The 17,981-nt window shown below is 69.7% G+C and carries 11 protein-coding genes; 2 read left to right on the top strand and 9 right to left on the bottom strand.

Features of this window, described 5'->3' with window-relative positions; translation table 11 throughout:
- Positions 1-547: DJ-1/PfpI family protein (locus GA0115259_RS09905; protein WP_093593928.1), on the bottom strand; the 547-nt coding region annotated here is incomplete at its 3' end.
- Positions 548-965: 418 nt separating this feature from the next.
- Here GA0115259_RS09905 and GA0115259_RS09900 point away from each other — a divergent pair.
- The gene (locus GA0115259_RS09900; RefSeq protein ID WP_093593925.1) at positions 966-6,059 is read left to right on the top strand and encodes an NAD-glutamate dehydrogenase; all 5,094 of its coding nucleotides are present in this window, start codon (positions 966-968) and stop codon (positions 6,057-6,059) included.
- A 150-nt stretch (positions 6,060-6,209) separates the two neighbouring features.
- On the opposite strand, the gene GA0115259_RS09895 is transcribed toward GA0115259_RS09900, so the two are convergent.
- From GA0115259_RS09895 to GA0115259_RS09885, 3 genes are all read right to left on the bottom strand, one after another.
- Positions 6,210-7,340 (bottom strand): glycosyltransferase family 87 protein, encoded by a 1,131-nt coding sequence (locus GA0115259_RS09895; protein ID WP_093593934.1) that lies wholly within the window; start codon positions 7,338-7,340, stop codon positions 6,210-6,212.
- Positions 7,341-7,580: 240 nt separating this feature from the next.
- Complete coding sequence (locus GA0115259_RS09890; protein ID WP_370747579.1) at positions 7,581-8,387, bottom strand: ABC transporter ATP-binding protein; 807 nt, start codon at positions 8,385-8,387, stop codon at positions 7,581-7,583.
- Complete coding sequence (locus GA0115259_RS09885) at positions 8,380-9,261, bottom strand: ABC transporter permease (protein ID WP_093593922.1); 882 nt, start codon at positions 9,259-9,261, stop codon at positions 8,380-8,382. Before GA0115259_RS09885 ends, GA0115259_RS09890 begins: the two co-directional genes overlap by 8 nt.
- A gap of 298 nt (positions 9,262-9,559) precedes the next feature.
- Here GA0115259_RS09885 and GA0115259_RS09880 point away from each other — a divergent pair, with 298 nt between their 5' ends.
- Entirely contained in the window at positions 9,560-10,168 is a 609-nt protein-coding gene (locus tag GA0115259_RS09880) for a TetR/AcrR family transcriptional regulator (protein ID WP_093593919.1), read from the top strand.
- A 57-nt stretch (positions 10,169-10,225) separates the two neighbouring features.
- Here the strand turns inward: GA0115259_RS09880 and GA0115259_RS09875 are convergent, their stop codons facing one another.
- The 5 genes from GA0115259_RS09875 to GA0115259_RS09855 form a co-directional block, all read right to left on the bottom strand.
- Positions 10,226-12,580: a bifunctional glycosyltransferase/CDP-glycerol:glycerophosphate glycerophosphotransferase gene (locus GA0115259_RS09875; protein ID WP_093593916.1), complete on the bottom strand. Its 2,355-nt coding sequence runs from the start codon at positions 12,578-12,580 to the stop codon at positions 10,226-10,228.
- 207 nt (positions 12,581-12,787) lie between these two features.
- Positions 12,788-13,669 carry a carbohydrate ABC transporter permease gene (locus tag GA0115259_RS09870; RefSeq protein WP_093593913.1) on the bottom strand — a complete coding sequence of 294 codons (882 nt, stop codon included), beginning with the start codon at positions 13,667-13,669 and terminating at the stop codon, positions 12,788-12,790.
- Positions 13,666-15,012: a carbohydrate ABC transporter permease gene (locus GA0115259_RS09865; protein ID WP_093593910.1), complete on the bottom strand. Its 1,347-nt coding sequence runs from the start codon at positions 15,010-15,012 to the stop codon at positions 13,666-13,668. The genes GA0115259_RS09870 and GA0115259_RS09865 overlap by 4 nt, the downstream gene beginning before the upstream one ends.
- A gap of 4 nt (positions 15,013-15,016) precedes the next feature.
- Entirely contained in the window at positions 15,017-16,417 is a 1,401-nt protein-coding gene (locus GA0115259_RS09860; RefSeq protein WP_093593907.1) for an ABC transporter substrate-binding protein, read from the bottom strand.
- Between the two features lie 256 nt (positions 16,418-16,673).
- Positions 16,674-17,981, bottom strand: a 1,308-nt coding sequence (locus GA0115259_RS09855) for an FtsK/SpoIIIE domain-containing protein (RefSeq protein WP_256097964.1), incomplete at its 5' end; no start/stop codon positions are given.

Below are 17,981 nucleotides of genomic sequence, written 5' to 3'. Positions count from 1 at the left end.
CCCGGAGGATCGTGAGGAATTCCCGCATCCAGGCCGAGTGGTCCGGCCAGGCGCGGGCGGAGACGATATTGCCGTCCACGACCGCCTCGCTGTCCTGGAAGGTGGCGCCGGCCGCCTGCATGTCGAGCTCCAGCGCCGGATACGCGGTCACCCGGCGGCCGGCCAGCTCGCCCAGGGCGGCGGTCAGGAGCGGGCCGTGGCAGATCTGGGCGACGGGCTTGTCGGCGTCGAAGAAGGACTTGAGGATCTTGCGCAGCTCCGGATCGGCCCTGAGGTACTCGGGAGCGCGGCCACCCGGGATGACGACGGCGGCGTACTGTGTGGGATCGACCTCGGAGAAGGCCAGATCGGCGGGGAAGGTGTAGCCGGGCTTCTCGGTGTAGGTGTCGAAGCCGGGCTCGAAGTCATGGACCACGAACCGGAGCTTCTTGCGGGAGGGCGCCGCGATATGGACCTCGTACCCCTCCTCCCGCAGACGCTGGTAGGGATAGAGCACTTCGAGGGACTCGGCGGCGTCGCCGGTGACGATCAGAACCTTGGCTGCCATGACTGCTCCCGGAAAGGGTGGGTCGATCTGTCCATCTGTCGACCAGTGTCGTCCCGCCGACCGCTTCCCGTCCCGGTCGGCGCGGTCCGTGTCGCTGTCCAGAGTGTCAAACTTATTGGCCCTCTTTTGTACACATGCGGCTCATGACGGCTCCCGGGTGAGGAGCGATAACCTTGGGCGGTGATCAGCGCGATAAGCCGTGGGGGCAGTGAGGCCCTCCGCCCGTGCCCGGAGCGCCACAGCGTCCGGGTGATCGCTGATCACCAGGATCCGGGCCGGCCGCCAAAATTGGCCAATAACGCCCCGGACATCTCTCATCGCGGCATAACGTCGACCTCGACCGGAAACCCCGCGTCGTGGCGTTGCGTCGCTTCCTTCACCTACGTCACGCAACGGCGCGCGACAGGAGCCAGAGGACATGCAGACCAAGCTGGACGAAGCCAAGGCCGAGCTGCTGGAACAGGCGGCTCGGGCCGCTGAGAACAGCCCGGCGGGGTGGACCGGGGGGCTGGGGGGCGGCCCCCGGAAGGACGAGGCAACGGCCGGGCCTCATGGCGAGGGCCACGGGGGCGGTCCCGGCGGTCCCGGTGGCCTCCTCGGCGGCGGCAACGGTGCCGGTGCCACGGGAGCTCCCGCAGGTCTCGGCCAGGGCGCGCTGCGCGCGTACCTCCAGCGTTACTACCTGCACACCGCACCCGAGGACCTCACCGACCGCGACCCGGTCGACATCCTCGGCGCGGCGCTTTCCCACTACCGGCTGGCTGGACACCGTCCGCAGGGAACGGCCAGCGTACGGGTGCACACCCCGACGGTCGAGGAGAACGGCTGGACGTGCAGCCACTCCGTGGTCGAGGTCATCACCGACGACATGCCGTTCCTGGTCGACTCCGTCACCAATGAGCTCTCCCGGCAGGGCCGCGGTATCCACGCGGTGATCCATCCGCAGGTCGTCGTGCGCCGTGATGTCACCGGCAAGCTGATCGAGGTGTTCCCCGAAGGGAGCGAGACCGCGGCGGGCCTCGCGCACGATGTGCTCGTCGAGTCCTGGATCCATGTCGAGATCGACCGCGAGACCGACCGCGCCGATCTCCAGCAGATGACCGCCGATCTGCTCCGTGTCCTGTCCGACGTCCGTGAGACCGTCGAGGACTGGGAGAAGATGCGCGACTCCGCGCTGCGCATCGCCGAGGAACTGCCCACCGAGCCGACCGCCGACGATCTGCGCGACCAGGAGGTCGAGGAGGCCCGTGAGCTGCTGCGCTGGCTCGCCGCCGACCACTTCACCTTCCTCGGCTACCGCGAGTATCAGCTCACGGACGCGGACGCCCTGTCCGCCGTGGCGGGCACCGGCCTCGGCATCCTGCGCTCCGACCCACGGCAGAGCGAGGACGACGACCATCCGGTCAGTCCCTCCTTCAGCCGGCTGCCCGCCGACGCCCGCGCCAAGGCCCGTGAGCACAAGCTGCTCGTCCTCACCAAGGCCAACAGCCGCTCCACCGTGCACCGGTCGGGCTATCTCGACTATGTCGGTGTGAAGAAGTTCGACGACAAGGGCAATGTCGTCGGCGAGCGGCGTTTCCTCGGGCTCTTCTCCTCGGCCGCGTACACCGAGTCCGTACGGCGTGTCCCGGTGATCCGGCGCAAGGTCGCCGAAGTGCTGGAGGGCGCGGGCTTCTCGCCCGACAGCCACGACGGCCGCGATCTGCTCCAGATCCTGGAGACCTATCCGCGCGACGAGCTGTTCCAGACGCCGGTCGACCAGCTCCGCTCGATCGTCACCAGCGTGCTCTATCTCCAGGAGCGCAGGCGGCTGCGGCTCTATCTGCGCCAGGACGAGTACGGGCGCTACTACTCGGCCCTCGTCTATCTGCCGCGCGACCGCTACACCACCGGTGTCCGGCTGCGGCTGGTCGACATCCTCAAGGAGGAACTGGGCGGCTCCAGCGTCGACTTCACCGCCTGGAACACAGAATCGATTCTTTCCAGGCTCCACTTCGTGATCCGGGTTCCCCGTGGCACCGAGCTGGCCAAGCTCACCGACGCCGACACCGACCGGATCGAAGCCCGGCTGGTCGAGGCCGCCCGCTCCTGGTCCGACGCCTTCGGCGAGGCGCTGAACGCCGAATGCGGCGAGGAGCGCGCCGCCGAGCTGCTGCGCCACTACGGCAACGCCTTCCCGGAGGGCTACAAGGCCGACCACTCGCCGCGCGCCGCTGTCGCCGATCTGGTCCATCTGGAGGCCCTCGACAAGGAGGAGTCGGACTTCTCGCTCTCCCTGTACGAGCCGGTCGGCGCGGGCCCCGGCGAGCGCCGCTTCAAGATCTACCGCTCTGGCGAGCAGGTCTCCCTCTCCGCCGTCCTTCCGGTGCTCCAGCGGCTCGGTGTCGAGGTCGTCGACGAGCGGCCGTACGAGCTGCGCTGCGCGGACCGTTCGACGGCGTGGATCTACGACTTCGGTCTGCGGATGCCGCTGGGCGGCGCGGACGGCGACTATCTCGCCGATGACGCCCGCGAGCGCTTCCAGGACGCCTTCGCCGCGGTCTGGACGGGCGCGGCGGAGAACGACGGCTTCAACTCCCTCGTCCTGAGCGCCGGTCTGGACTGGCGGCAGGCGATGGTGCTGCGCGCGTACGCCAAGTATCTGCGCCAGTCCGGCTCGACCTTCAGCCAGGACTACATGGAGGACACCCTCCGGAGCAATGTCCACACCACCCGGCTGCTGGTCTCCCTCTTCGAGGCCCGGATGTCGCCGGAGCGCCAGCGTGCCGGTACGGAGCTGACCGAAGCGATGCTGGAGGAGCTCGACGGCGCCCTCGACCAGGTCGCGAGCCTGGACGAGGACCGGATCCTCCGTTCCTTCCTGACCCTGGTCAAGGCCACTCTCCGTACGAACTTCTTCCAGAAGGCGAGCGCGGGCGGTGACAGGAGAGGCCGGAGGAACCAGGGCGCCGGCTATCACAGCTATGTGTCGATGAAGTTCGACCCGCAGGCCATCCCCGATCTGCCCGCGCCCAGGCCGGCGTTCGAGATCTGGGTGTACTCGCCGCGGGTCGAGGGCGTGCATCTGCGCTTCGGCAAGGTCGCCCGCGGTGGTCTGCGCTGGTCCGACCGGCGTGAGGACTTCCGTACGGAGGTCCTCGGCCTGGTCAAGGCGCAGATGGTCAAGAACACCGTGATCGTGCCGGTCGGCGCCAAGGGCGGCTTTGTCGCCAAGCAGCTCCCCGATCCGGCCGTGGACCGGGACGCCTGGCTGGCCGAGGGCATCGCCTCGTACAAGATCTTCATCTCGGCGCTGCTCGACATCACCGACAACCTGGTCGCGGGCGAGGTCGTGCCGCCGGCCGATGTGGTCCGCCACGACGAGGACGACACCTATCTGGTCGTCGCCGCCGACAAGGGCACCGCGAGCTTCTCCGACATCGCCAACGAGGTCGCGCTCGCCTATGACTTCTGGCTCGGGGACGCCTTCGCCTCCGGCGGCAGCGCGGGCTACGACCACAAGGGCATGGGCATCACGGCCCGTGGCGCCTGGGAGTCGGTGAAGCGGCAGTTCCGTGAGCTGGGCCATGACACCCAGTCCGAGGACTTCACGGTCGTCGGCGTCGGTGACATGTCCGGCGATGTGTTCGGCAACGGCATGCTGCTCTCCGAGCACATCCGGCTGGTCGCGGCCTTCGACCACCGGCATATCTTCCTCGATCCGCACCCGGACGCGGCCACCTCGTACGCCGAGCGCCGCAGGCTGTTCGAGCTGCCGCGCTCCTCGTGGGCCGACTACGACAAGCGGCTGCTTTCGCAGGGCGGCGGTATCCACCCGCGTACGGCCAAGTCGATCCCGGTCAACGCGCATGTACGCGAGGCCCTCGGGATCCAGCCGGGTGTCACCAAGCTGACCCCCGCCGAGCTGATGAAGGCGATCCTCCACGCCCCGGTGGATCTGCTGTGGAACGGCGGGATCGGTACGTACGTCAAGGCCTCCACCGAGTCGAACGCCGATGTCGGCGACAAGGCCAACGACGCGATCCGTGTCAACGGCGAGGATCTGCGGGTCAAGGTCGTCGGCGAGGGCGGCAATCTGGGACTGACCCAGCTCGGCCGGATCGAGTTCGCACGGCGTGGCGCGGGCGGTGAAGGCGGCAAGGTCAACACCGACGCGATCGACAACAGCGCCGGTGTGGACACCTCCGACCACGAGGTGAACATCAAGATCCTGCTGAACGGGCTGGTGACGGAAGGCGACATGACCGTCAAGCAGCGCAACAAGCTGCTCGCCGAGATGACCGACGAGGTCGGCGCGCTGGTGCTGCGCAACAACTACGCGCAGAACACGGCCCTCGCCAACGCGGTCTCCCAGTCGCCCTCGCTCCTCCACGCGCACCAGCGGTTCATCCGTCGGCTGGAGCGGGACGGACATCTCGACCGGGCGCTGGAGTTCCTGCCGACCGACCGGCAGATCCGTGAACTGCTCAACACGGGCAAGGGTCTGTCCCAGCCGGAGCTGGCGGTGCTGCTCGCGTACACCAAGATCACGGTGGCCGACGAGCTGATCCACACCGACCTGCCGGACGATCCGCATCTGCGCAAGCTGCTGCACGCGTACTTCCCGTCGGCGCTGCGCGAGCAGTTCCCGGAGCGGATCGACGGGCACGCCCTGCGCCGGGAGATCGTGACGACGGTGCTGGTCAACGACACCGTCAACAGCGGTGGTTCGACCTTCCTGCACCGGCTGCGCGAGGAGACCGGCGCCTCGATCGAGGAGATCGTCAGGGCGCAGGCCTCGGCCAGGGACATCTTCGGTCTCGGCGCGGTCTGGGACGCCGTGGAGGCGCTGGACAACAAGGTCCCGGCCGCTGTCCAGACCCGGATCAGGCTGCACTCGCGCCGACTGGTCGAGCGCGGTACGCGCTGGCTGCTGGGCAACCGGCCGCAGCCGCTGGAGATCACCGGCACCATCGAGTTCTTCGCGGCGGGAGTCGAGCGGGTCTGGGCGCAGTTGCCCACGATGCTGCGCGGCGCGGAGATGGAGTGGTACCAGCGCATTCTGGCGGAGCTGACCAACGCGGGCGTTCCCGAGGAGCTGGCCGTACGGGTCGCCGGATTCTCGTCCGCCTTCCCGACGCTCGACATCGTCGCGATCGCGGACCGTACGGGGCAGGATCCGCTCTCCGTCGCCGAGGTGTACTACGACCTCGGTGAGCGGCTGCGGATCACCCAGCTCAGGGACCGGATCGTGGAGCTGCCGCGGGCCGACCGCTGGCAGTCGATGGCGCGGGCCGCGATCCGCGAGGACCTGTACGCGGCGCACGCCGCGCTGACCGCGGATGTGCTGACCGTGGGCAACGGGAACTCGACGCCCGAGGAGCGCTTCACCGCGTGGGAGCGGAAGAACGCGGCGATTCTCGCGCGTGCGCGGGCGACGCTGGAGGAGATCCAGAGCTCGGACGCGTTCGATCTGGCGAATCTGTCGGTCGCGATGAGGACGATGCGGACGCTGCTGCGGACGCATCGCTGACGGGACGGGGACTGCCTGTCGGCAGGGAGCCGTCAGGGCCGGGACGAGGCGCGTGGGCGGCTGGGGGCTGAGTGGCCGACGCCCGTTCGGGTGAATTCAGCTCCGGCCGTCCGACGGTGTCTCGCCGAGGACGGATGAGAGGCGTCCGGCTCAAGTCGAGCCGGGCGTCTCTCTCCGTGTCCCGGTCCACAGCCGTCTACAGGCCAGCAGCGCCGCCGCCAGCAGAAGTCCGTTTCTGAGCGCCATCACCGCACAGCCCAGCGGTGTGACAGCCATGACGTCCAGATACAGCACCGGATAGCCCACGGCGCTGAGGACCGTCGCCGGGAGCAGCAGCAGCGCGACCGGACGCTGGCCGGTCGCGCGCGAGGTGAGACAGACCGCGGCCAGGCCCAGCAGCCAGATCAGATACTGCGGGCTGATCACCCGGCTGGTGACGGTGAAGAGGAGTACGGCGGTCAGCGCCGCGTCGAACGGAGTGGCCGCCGTCCAGCGGACGGCGCGTACTCGCCACAGCAGCAGCCAGCAGAAGGCCGACGCGGTCAGCAGCAGGGCGGCCAGAGCCACTTCCCGCACATGCGGGCCGGTGAACTCGAAGGCGCCGTAACGGTATTCGACACTGCCCGACCAGCCCGCCAGCCGGGCCAGGGAGAGCGCGGTGCCGCCGAGCGACTCGATCTGGATGCCCCGGCCGCCCTGCTGGCGCAGAAAGTCCAGCGGTCGCGAGAGGTTCAGCGCGAGAACGCCCAGCAGTGCGAGAGCGCCGACCGCGGCGGAGATCCAGGCGGCACGGGTGGTACGGCCGCGAGGCGTGCCCAGCAGAGTCAGCGCGGGCCAGACCTTCACCATCGCGCCCAGCCCGGCGAGCATTCCGCCGATCAGAGGATGGCGGCGGACGGTGAGCAGGGCGAGTACGGCGAGGGCGGTGGCCTGGACGTCGTACCGTACGAGCGGAGTGTGCAGCAGCAGCGGCAGTCCGCACACCCACAGCCAGACGCCGGCGGCCGACGATCCGGCGCCGCGCCCGGCCCGCCTCAGCGCGAGCGTGATGACCGCGTCGGAGAGCAGGGCCAGGGCGACGAACGCCTGGAAGTACGTCAGCCACGGCAGCAGCGCCGGAGAGAGCAGCACCGCCCCGGCGCCCGGCGGATACTGCCAGGTCACATCGTCGAGCGGATACGAGCCCAGCTTGAGCTGCTCGTACCAGTGCCGGTAGACGCCGTACACCTCGCGGCCGACCGCGCCCACACCGAGCGTGTCATGCAGGATCAGCCAGAGCATCGCGAGCCGTGTCAGGGCCCAGACGGTCCAGACGGCCCAGATGGCGCGGGCGCGGGCGGTCCAGCAGCGGCGGGCGATCCGCGGGATACGAGCGAAGGCGTGGGCGGAAGCACGGTCGGAGCCGTGCGCGGACGGATGGAGAGGTGTACGGGCGGACGTGGGCTCGGGGGCGCCGGCCGTGCCGGTCGGACGGTTCGTCATCGACCGGCACATTAACCCGAATTGGCGCTGTTTCCGGTGTTATTTCTTCTTGCCGGTGAACTCCTCGTACGCCGCGACGACCTCCGCCGCCGGACCGTCCATCCGCAGCGTCCCCGACTCCAGCCAGAGCGCCCGGTCGCAGGTCTCGGTGATCGTCTTGTTGCTGTGGCTGACGAGGAAGACCGTGCCCGCCTCCTTGCGGAGTTCGGCGATGCGCTGCTGGCTGCGGCGCTGGAATTTGGCGTCGCCGGTGGAGAGCGCCTCGTCGATCAGCAGGACCTCATGGCTCTTGGCGGCGGCGATCGAGAAGCGCAGCCGGGCGCCCATGCCCGAGGAGTAGGTCCGCATCGGCAGCGAGATGAAGTCGCCCTTCTCGTTGATCCCGGAGAACTCCACGATGTCGTCGTAGCGCTCCCGTACCTGCTCGCGCGACATGCCCATCGCCAGCCCGCCGAGGATCACATTGCGCTCGCCCGTCAGATCGCTCATCAGCGCCGCGTTGACGCCGAGGAGCGAGGGCTGGCCCCGGGTGAAGATTCTGCCCTTCGTCGGCGGCAGCAGCCCGGCTACGGCCTTGAGCAGTGTCGACTTGCCCGATCCGTTGGAGCCGATCAGACCGATCGCCTCGCCCTTGTACGCGGCGAAGCTGACACCTCGTACGGCATGCACCTGGCGCGCGCCGGGCGTGCTCCGGCGCGAGACGATCCGGCTCAGGGCGGAGGTGGCGCTGCCCCGGCCGCCCCGGGTGCCATGGACCGTATAGCTGATGTGGACACCGTCGGCGACGACGGTGGGAACAGGCCCGGTGACGGTGGGCTCGGTGACGGCGGGGATGTGTTCAGCCACGTCCGTACTCCTCCTCGGCCTTCCAGAAGAACAGGAATCCGCCGATCCCGGCGAGCAGGGCCCAGCCGAGGGCCACGGCCCAGATGTGCGGCGGCAGCCGGTCGGCGGTGAAGCTGTCGATGAGCGCGAAGCGCATCAGATCGATATAGACGGCGGCCGGATTGCACTCCAGGGCCACCGTGACCCAGTGCGGCACCCGGTCGCCGCCGGCCACCTTGTCGACGCTCCACATCACACCCGACGCGTACATCCAGGTGCGCAGGACGAACGGCATGAGCTGGGCGATGTCCGGAGTCCTGGCCGCCAGCCGCGCCACGGCCATCGAGATCCCGGTGTTGAAGAGCGACTGGAGCACCAGGACCGCAGGCACCAGCAGCCAGCTCGGCCTCGGGTACTGGCCGAAGCAGACCAGGATCACCGTGAGCGCGCCCATGGAGAAGAGCAACTGCTGGAGCTGCTGGAGGGCGAGCGCGATCGGCAGGGCGGCGCGCGGGAAGTGCAGGGCCCGTACGAGACCGAGATTGCCGGAGATCGCGCGGGTGCCCGCCATGATCGAGCTGGAGGTGAAGGTCCAGATGAAGACGCCCGTGACCAGGAACGGAACGAAGTCCGGCACACCGTCCTTGGTGCCGAGCAGCACACCGAAGATGAAGTAGTAGACCGCCGCGTTGAGCAGCGGAGTCATGATCTGCCAGCTCTGGCCCAGCTTTGCCTGGCTGTACTGCGCGGTCAGCCGGGCGGTGGCGAAGGCGGCGATGAAGTGCCGCCGTGACCAGAGCCCGCGGAGATACTCGGGCAGCGTCGGCCGGGCGCCGCTCACGGTCAGCCCGTGGCGGCGGGCGAGGGCGGTGAGGTCGGTCTCGGTGCCGGTCACGGTGCCGGTCCCGGCATTGAGCCTGGTTTGCGTGCGAGGTGGAGGCGCGGAGTCCGGAGTCCGGTTCGGGTCCTGGACCGGTTCGGCTGGTGCGGTCGGTGTGATCGGCTGGCTCACGGAGGTCGGCTTTCGACGTCGGCTGGGACGGCGCTACAGCGCTGAGGGAGGCGCTCGGAGAGAGCTGAGACCGAGCTGCGACGGAACGAGTCCGTATCGTCGTGACGCCCAAGGTAGGACGGAGTACGTCGCGACGCAACCGTGTCGTCGTGACGCCGTGGTGACGCTATGCTCGGTGTCCATGACCACGGACCCCCGCACCTCACGCCGTGTCCCCGCGGGAGCCGCCGTGCTCCGGGAGGATGTGACCGACGCCATCCGCGCCGCCGTCTTCGAGGAGCTGGCCGCCGTCGGCTTCGCCCGGATGTCCATCGAGGGCATCGCGCGCCGGGCCGGTGTCGGCAAGACCGCCGTCTACCGCCGCTGGAAGTCGAAGCTCGCGCTCGTCCTCGATCTGGTCTCCGCCTTCGCGGCGCAAGGACTGCCCGCTCCCGCGACCGGTTCTCTCTACGGCGATGTGCGCGCCCTGCTGGAAGTGGCCTCCCACGCCCTGCGCCATCCGGTCGCCTCGCAGGTCATCCCGGATCTGCTGGTGGAGGCGGCCCGCCATCCCGAGATCGCCGACGCGATCAAGACGGCGCTGCTGGACGGACAGCGTGGTATCGCCGCGGTGATCGTCCGCGAGGCCGTCGAGCGCGGAGAACTGTCCGAGGGCGCGGACGCCGACCGGGCCCTCGATCTGATCGTCGGACCGCTCTACTGGCGGCTGGTGGTGGTCCGTGGTGATCTGCCCAAGGGATATCTGGACGATCTGGCGGCCTCGGCGGTGGCGGCGGTCCGGCACGGCTGAGGCGCCGCACGGCTGAGGCGCCGGGACGTGCTCGTATGTGCTGTGGCGCCGTGCGCCCTATACGCGCCCGGGCAACAGCGCCGGAGTGCGTTCCTCCGGAGGCAGCGGCACCGGCAGCCCCGCCGGCTCGCCGAGGAAGACATGCCGTACGACACGCTCCGCCGCGCGCCCGTCGTCGTACGGGCAGAAGCGCGCCCGGAACGCGGTCCGCACCTGGGCGGAGCGGGAGCCGTGCCAGTGGCCGGAGGTGAAGATGTCGATCAGCTCGTCCTCGTCGCGCGCGACCACGCCCGGCGGAAAGACCAGCGGATCGACATACAGACCGCGGGCCGCCTCGAACGCCTCGCGGTCGTCGCAGTGAAGGACGATCGGCCGGTCGAGAACGGCGTAGGCGCACATGAGCGACGAGTGGTCGGTGAGCAGGACGTCGGAGGCGAGACAGAGAGTCTCGACCGACGGATGGTCCGACACATCGAGGATCCTGGGATGCGGCGCGTGCGGGAGAGGCGCGCCGTACGCGGGATGGGCGCGGGCCAGCAGGACATGGCGCGGTCCCAGCGACCGCACCACCCGCTCCAGATCGAGCGCCGTGCGCTGGCTGTACCGGTAGTCGCGGTATGCCGGCGCGTACAGGACGGCGGTGAAGCCCTCCGGGATGCCCAGCGTTTCGCGCAGCCGGGCGACATCGGACGCCGTGGCCCGGTGGAAGACATCGGTGCGCGGACTGCCGTACTCCAGCGTGGTGGCCGTGGACGGCCGGGTCCGTTCGTGGATCAGGGTGGAGTGGCGGTTGGCCGAGAGCGAGTAGTCCCAGCGGGCGGCGTCGGCGAGCAGGAGCCCGAAGTCCGTGTCACGCGCCGCCGCCGGGCGGTCCAGCAGATCGAGCCCGGTCGACGCGAGAGGTGTTCCCCGGTGCGTCTGAAGCAGGATCTGGCCTCGCCGTTTGATCAGCCGGGCATCGAAGCCGCTGTCGCCGACGAGATAGCGGGAGCGGGCGAGCGCCGTCCAGTGGGCGAAGCTGCCGGGACGCAGCCGACGGGTACCGGTCGGGACGGTGTGCTGGTGTACGGGATCGGCGATCCAGGCGGTACGGATGTGCGGCGCCAGCTCCCGCACCGTCTCCTCGATGGCGGCGGGATCGCCCGTGTAACCGCCGTAACCGCTGCGGCTGTTGGGGCCGCCTCGGCTGCCGCGCACGCCCGGCGCGTACGCCGTGAAGACCGCGCGGTCCGCACGGAGCGGAAGCCGTCGCTGGATGCCGTAGTGGAGCCGTAGCGCGACGACTCGTACGGTACGGAACAGTCCGGCGGCGGCCCGGCCGAGGCGCCGGCGCAGCCGGTCCGCGACCCGAAGCATCCGGTATGTACGGTGTGCGCCGAGCCGCAACAGCAGATGTTCCATGCGCCGGTCGGCGCCCGGCACGCGGTAGCGACGGTGGTGAGCGCGGGCGCGCCGGAAGAACTCGGCCCGGTCGCCGTGCTTCCACGCACCACCCGTCCATGCGCCGTGCTTCCACGCGCCGTCCGTCGCCGCGCCGTTCATCGCCGCGAGATGCCCGAACGCGTCGAGCATCCGCCGGTGGAGCACCGGCCGCCAGCGGGCCAGTTCGCGCCGCGTGTCGACCAGGGCGAAGAGCCGGTCGTACGGCTCGAAGAGATCCAACTGCCCGCGCCCATCAGGCAAGACGTCCGGAGAGACACCCGGGAAGAGGCACTGCCCGGGAATCCGGTACGGCTCACGCTCACGCACACAGACCCGGTCCAGCGTGACGATCGATGCGGCCGTCATCAGCGCCGTACAGATCCACGCGGTGTCGCCGTGGCTTGCGGAAGGCCCGGAGGGAGAGGCGAAACCTTCCCGCACGAGGAACTCCCGTCGGCAGGCCAAGTGCGAGCCCGCGAGCTCCCAGGTCAGCAGAGCGGGCCGGTCGGTCAGCCGGAAAGGCGCGGGCCCTTCCTCGGTGAGCGGAGAGTCCTGGCCCTGAGGCCGGCCCTGAGGCCGGGCGGGCCGGGCGGTGTCGCGTACGGTCTCGCCCGACCAGCGCGTACGGACATGGCCGTACACCAGGACGTCCGGGCCGTCCGTCTCCTTGAGCCGGTCCGCGATCGACCGGAGCGCGTCGGGTACGAGCGTGTCCGTACCGTCGAGAAAGATCACATAATCGCCGGTGGCGCGGGCGAGCCCGGCGCGACGGGCAGGGCCCGCGCCCGAGTGCTCGGGCAGCCGGACCGTGATGATCCGGTCGTCCCGGGCGGCGCTCTCGCCGATGAGCGTGCCGCAGGCGTCGGGCGAGCGGTCGTCCACCGCGATGAGTTCGAGATCGTCGTAGGACTGGGTCAGTACCGACTCCAGACACTCCCTCAGATACGCCTGGACCATGTACGCGGACACGATGACACTGAACCGGGGCATGGTCCGGGAACGGCCGACAGGGTGACGGGGTTACGCCGGACGGGGCATACGGGCGAATCGCTGAACGCGTGTGCCGCGTCGCGCGCGGTGCTGGACGGAGGGTGCTGGACGGAGTCGGGGAGAGCCGGTCGTCCCGTGACCGGCCCTCCCCGGGCTTCTCCGTACGGCGACCGATGCCTGAGGCCGTCTACGGACATACAGCGACGGCTACTTGACGGCTCCCGCCATCACGCCCGTTACGAACTGCCGCTGGAACGCGAAGAACACGACCAGCGGAATCACCATCGAGACAAAGGCGCCGGGCGCCAGCACATCGATGTTGTTGCCGAACTGCCGTACCTGCTGCTGGAGCGCGACCGTGATCGGCGGGCTGTCCGAGTCCGCGAAGATCAGCGCGACCAGCATGTCGTTCCAGACCCAGAGGAACTGGAAGATGCCGAGCGAGGCGATCGCGGGACCGCCGAGCGGCATCACGACCCGGGTGAACAGCCGTATCTCGCCCGCTCCGTCGAGCCGGGCCGCCTCCAGCAGCTCCTTCGGGATCTCCGCGAAGAAGTTCCGCAGCAGGAAGATCGCGAAGGGAAGGCCGAAGGAGACATGGAAGATGACCACGCCGAAGGTCGTCTCGAAGATGCCGATGGCGCCGAACAGCTTCGAGACCGGCACCAGCGCGACCTGCACCGGAACCACCAGCAGTCCCACGACCACCAGGAACCACCAGTCGCGGCCCGGGAAGTCCAGCCAGGCGAAGGCGTATCCGGCCAGCGAGCCGATCACCACGACCAGGACGGTCGAAGGGACGGTGATCAGGATCGTGGAGAACAGCGAGTTGGTGATCGTGTCGTTGTCGAGGAGCCGCGAGTAGTTCTCGGTGGTGAGCTGCGCGGGCGCGGTGAAGACCTGCCACCAGCCGCTTCCGGCGATGTCCGCGGAGTCGCGCAGCGAGGAGAGCAGCAGTCCGATCGTCGGCATCAGCCAGAACAGGCCGACCAGGATCAGAAAGACCCGCATCGCGCCGCCGCCCGCCCGGGCCGCGATCCGGCCGGCGAGAGGCTGCCGCGCCTTGACCGTCTCATTGTTCGTGGTCATCGGCGCGTCTCCTTTCGCATCCGCCGCACATTGAAGAGCATCACCGGGATCACCAGCAGGAGCAGCAGTACGGCGATGGCGCTGCCGACGCCGAGATCCGCGTCCGTGCCGAACGACGAGCGGTAGAGCTGGAGCGCCAGTACGTTCGCGTCGTCCTGGGACGAGCCCGGCGCGATGATGAAGACCAGGTCGAAGATCTTCAGCACATTGATCATCAGCGTGACCATGACGACCGCGAGAACCGGTGCCAGCAGCGGCACGGTGATCCGGCGGAAGACCTGCCACTCGTTGGCGCCGTCCACCCGGGCGGCCTCCATGAGCTCCCTGGGCACGCTCGCCAGTCCCGCCGCGATCAGCACCATCGCGAATCCGGCCCACATCCACAGATAGCTGCCGATGATGGCCGGGGTGACCAGCGAGGGACCGAGCCAGTCCACGCCGTTGTACGGCTCCCTGAAGTTGGCCTCGGGCAGTCTGAGCTGAGCTCCGTCGGCCGCCGCGGGCAGGCTGAACGTACCGTCCGCGCCGGCCTTCGCCGAGGCCACGACCTTGCCGTCCTTGACGGCCTCCACCTGGATGCCCTTGAGGCCGAGTTCCTGGGCGTCGATGACATTGGGTCTGCCGCCGCCGCCCCGGGTGAAGTCCAGCCAGACGGTACCGGTGACCTGGCCGTCCCGCGCTGTCGCCGCCTTGGCGGGCACCGCGTCGGAGGGCATCTTCGCCGGTGCCACACCCACCAGCGGCAGCTGGACCACGCTGCCCGCGCTCACCGGCTCCTTGGTGATGAACGCGCCGCCGCCCGCCGACTCCAGCGGATGGACCGGCAGAGGATGGGCGTTGGGGAAGCCCGCCGACTCGTTGAACGTGTCGTGCACGCCCACCCAGACCGCGTTCGCGACACCGCGGTCCGGATCCTGCTCGTACACCAGCCGGAAGATGATGCCCGCCGCGAGCATCGAGATCGCCATCGGCATGAAGACGATCAGCTTGAACGCCGTGCCCCAGCGCACGCGTTCGGTCAGTACGGCGAAGATCAGCCCGAGAGCCGTGGCGACGGTGGGCGCCACCACCACCCAGATCGCGTTGTTCTGGACCGCGGTCAGGATGGTGTCGTCGGTGAATATCTCCACATAGTTGTCGAGCCCGGCGAAGTTGTCGCCGGACTTGTCGAAGAAGGACCGGTAGACCGAGAACCCGATGGGGTAGACCACGAGCGCGCCCAGCAGCACCAGCGCGGGCAGCAGAAAGCCGGCCGCGACGAGTTTACGTGTGCCTGTCACGCTCTTGCGTTTACGTGTGCCGGGGGGCACCTGCACGGTGCCCCCCGTCGCCGCCGACGTCATCGCGTCAGCTCTGGTACGCCTTGGCCGCGTCCGACTCCAGCTTCCGCTGGGCCCCCGCGACGTCCTTCGGGTTCTTCAGGAAGTCCTGGAGGGCCTTCCACTCACCCTTGCCGGGCGTACCGCCGAACGACTGCGGCATCTGGTCCGACATGTCGAAGCGGACGTCGTCGCCCGCGGCGATCAGCGCCTTGGCGATGTCGCGCTGGACGTCGTTCGGATACGAGGCCGTGTCCAGGGACTTGTTCGGCGAGACGAAGCCGCCCGACTCCGCCCAGATCTTCGCGGCGTCCGTCGAGGCCAGGAAGGTCAGCAGCGCCTGCGCGCCTTTGCTGTCCTTGAGCGCCACGGCCGCGTCGCCGCCGGTCACCACCGGTGCGTCGGGACCGACCGCCGGGAACGGGAAGACCTTGGCGTCCGTACCGATCTTGGCCTCGGTCTCGGCGATGTTGATGCCGACGAAGTCGCCCTCGAAGACCATCGCGGCCTTGGGCTGGTCGCCGCCGGTGAAGGTCTGGGTGACGGAGGCCGGGAACTCGGTCTGGAGCGCGCCGTCCGCGCCGCCCGCGATCAGGGCCGGCTTGCCGAAGAGCTGGCCGAGCGTGGTCAGCGCGTCCCGTACGGAGCCGTCGGTCCACGGGATCTTGTGCTGGGCGAGCTGGTCGTACTTCTCCGGGCCCGCCTGGGAGAGATAGATGTTCTCGAACCAGTCGGTGAGCGTCCAGCCGTCGGCACCGCCGACCGAGACCGGAGTGACACCGGAGGCGGAGATCGTCTCGGCCGTGGACAGGAATTCGGGCCAGGTCTTGGGCACCGTCGCGCCCGCGTTCTCGAACGCGGCGTTGTTGTACCAGACCAGCGACTTGTTGGCGGCCTTGAAGTAGACGCCGTACTGCTCGCCGTCCACCGCGCCGAGGTCCTGCCAGACCTTGCTGTAGTTCTTGGTGAGCTGGGCCTTGGCCTCGGCGCCGGCCGGCTTGGCCCACTTCTTCTCCACGGCCTGCTGGATCGCGCCGACCTGAGGCAGCATCGCCACGTCCGGAGGGCTGCCACCGGCGATCTTCGTACCGAGGAAGTTGACGATCGGGTCCTGCGCGGGCACGAAGGTGACCTTCGCGCCGGTGCGCTTCTCGAACTCCGTCAGAACCTTGGTGAAGTTCTCCTGCTCGGGCCCCGTCCAGACAGCCGCCACCTGGATGGTCTCGCCGTCGAGCTTGGGCAGTTGGACGCTTGCCGCGGCGGGCTTCTTGCTCGTGCCGCCGTCCGAGCCCTTGTCGTCGCCCGAATCGCCGCTGCAGCCGCTGAGGGCTACGGCACCGACCGCGACGATCGCCACCGCCGCCCTGCGGCTGTTCCAGCCGCCTCTGCCCGTGCCGAGTGCCTTGCGTGCCCTACGAGTTGTGCCCATCACTGCCCCGTCTCTGTCCTGGTGCGTACGGATCTACGCGTGTGGAACGGCGAAGCGGCCGTGACGTTGGCGGCGCTGCACTCGTCCCGTGCGCACAGTCCTACGCGCGGTGACCTGGCGCCGCAATACCGCTGTCGGTGCCAACTCGATGATCGTGATGGGCTCGTGACGTCGGGCGACGTAAAACGACGGACGTAAAGGGATCTTCAGGGTTTCCCGGGTGAGCCGGGGACGGTCATGGGTGAATTGGGGACGGTTATGGGTGAGCCGGGGTCAGTGGGGCGACAGGGACGGCGTCGACCGAGCGCGCGGCCCGGTCGAGCGCGCTGGCGAGCAGCGCGAGATCCGTCGGTCCGTTGCCCAGCTCCCTGACCGGCCTGCGGGCCGGTGGATCACCCATCCGCTCCCACTCGACCAGCAACACCGTGGGCCTGAGCGTCGCCGTGCGCGGAATACGTCCGGTGACCCGGCCGCCCTGGAACGGGGTGACCCGGCCGTCCGGATGCCCGAGCCGGCCACGGCCCGGCGCCGGATCGTCGGGCGAGGGCGCGACGGGCGGCGCGTCCAGCACGACGCGCAGCCGCGCGCCCTGCGCCAGTTCCGTGTCGACCGTGCGCTCGGGACGCGCCGAGGCCGCCACGAGATGTACTCCGAGCCGCTCGCCGTCCCTGGCCACGGCCTCCAGGGCTCGTACGACGGAACCGGCCGCCGGCCTTCCCGGGCTGCCGAGCGCGGGCGCGACCAGGGCGTCGAAGTCGTCGACGAGCACGACGAGCCTGGGCAGCGGAGGCAGCGGCGCGGGCCGCTGTCCGGGAGCCGAACGGCCCATGGTGGTACGGAGTCTGAGCGTGCCCCGGGCGGGAGACTCCGGCTCGCCACGACCGTCGCCACGCGGCCCGTCGCCGCGCTGTCCGGCGCCATGAGTCCCGTCCGGGCGTGAACCGTCCGGGCGCGCGCCGTCCGGCTGCTGTTCGGGCTGGTCGGCGCGTGGTTCGCCGCGCCGTACGGTCCGTTGCTCGGCGGCGCTCGGCGCGCGCTGTCCGATCAGCCGCTCCGACACCTCGCGCGCGTCCTGCTCGCCGTGCCACTCGGCGAAGTGCGCGGAGCCCAGCAGCTCGGCCCGCCGCTTCAGCTCGGCGCCCAGCGCCTGGGCGAACTCCCGCATCCTGACCGGGTCGGAGGCGACGAGATGCTCGGTCACATGCGGCAGTTCCGTACAGACCGAGAGCCCTTCGCCGCGCTCACCGCCGGCGCCGTCGACCAGCAGCAGTCCCAGCCGGTCGGGCCGGGCCGCCGCCGCCAGCGAGGCGGCGACGGAGCGCAGCAGTTCCGTACGGCCGCTGCCGGCCGGGCCCTCGATCAGCAGATGCGGGCCCTCCTCCGTGAGATCCACGCTCAGCGGGCCGCGCGGCCCGGCGCCGAGGACCGCCGTGCAGTCGCCTGTACGGTCCGCCGCGGACGCCCAACGGGCCATCAGGGACGCGGGAGTGGCACGCGCGAGGCCCAACTCGTCGAGCAGCCGGGCCGATCGTGGCAGCGCGGCCGTGGGACGGCCGCGGCCGCC

It is taken from the genome of Streptomyces sp. MnatMP-M17, from assembly GCF_900091995.1.
Taxonomy (GTDB): Bacteria; Actinomycetota; Actinomycetes; order Streptomycetales; family Streptomycetaceae; genus Streptomyces.
Note: the sequence above shows the minus strand (reverse complement) of the source record. Positions and strands in the feature narration are given on the sequence as shown.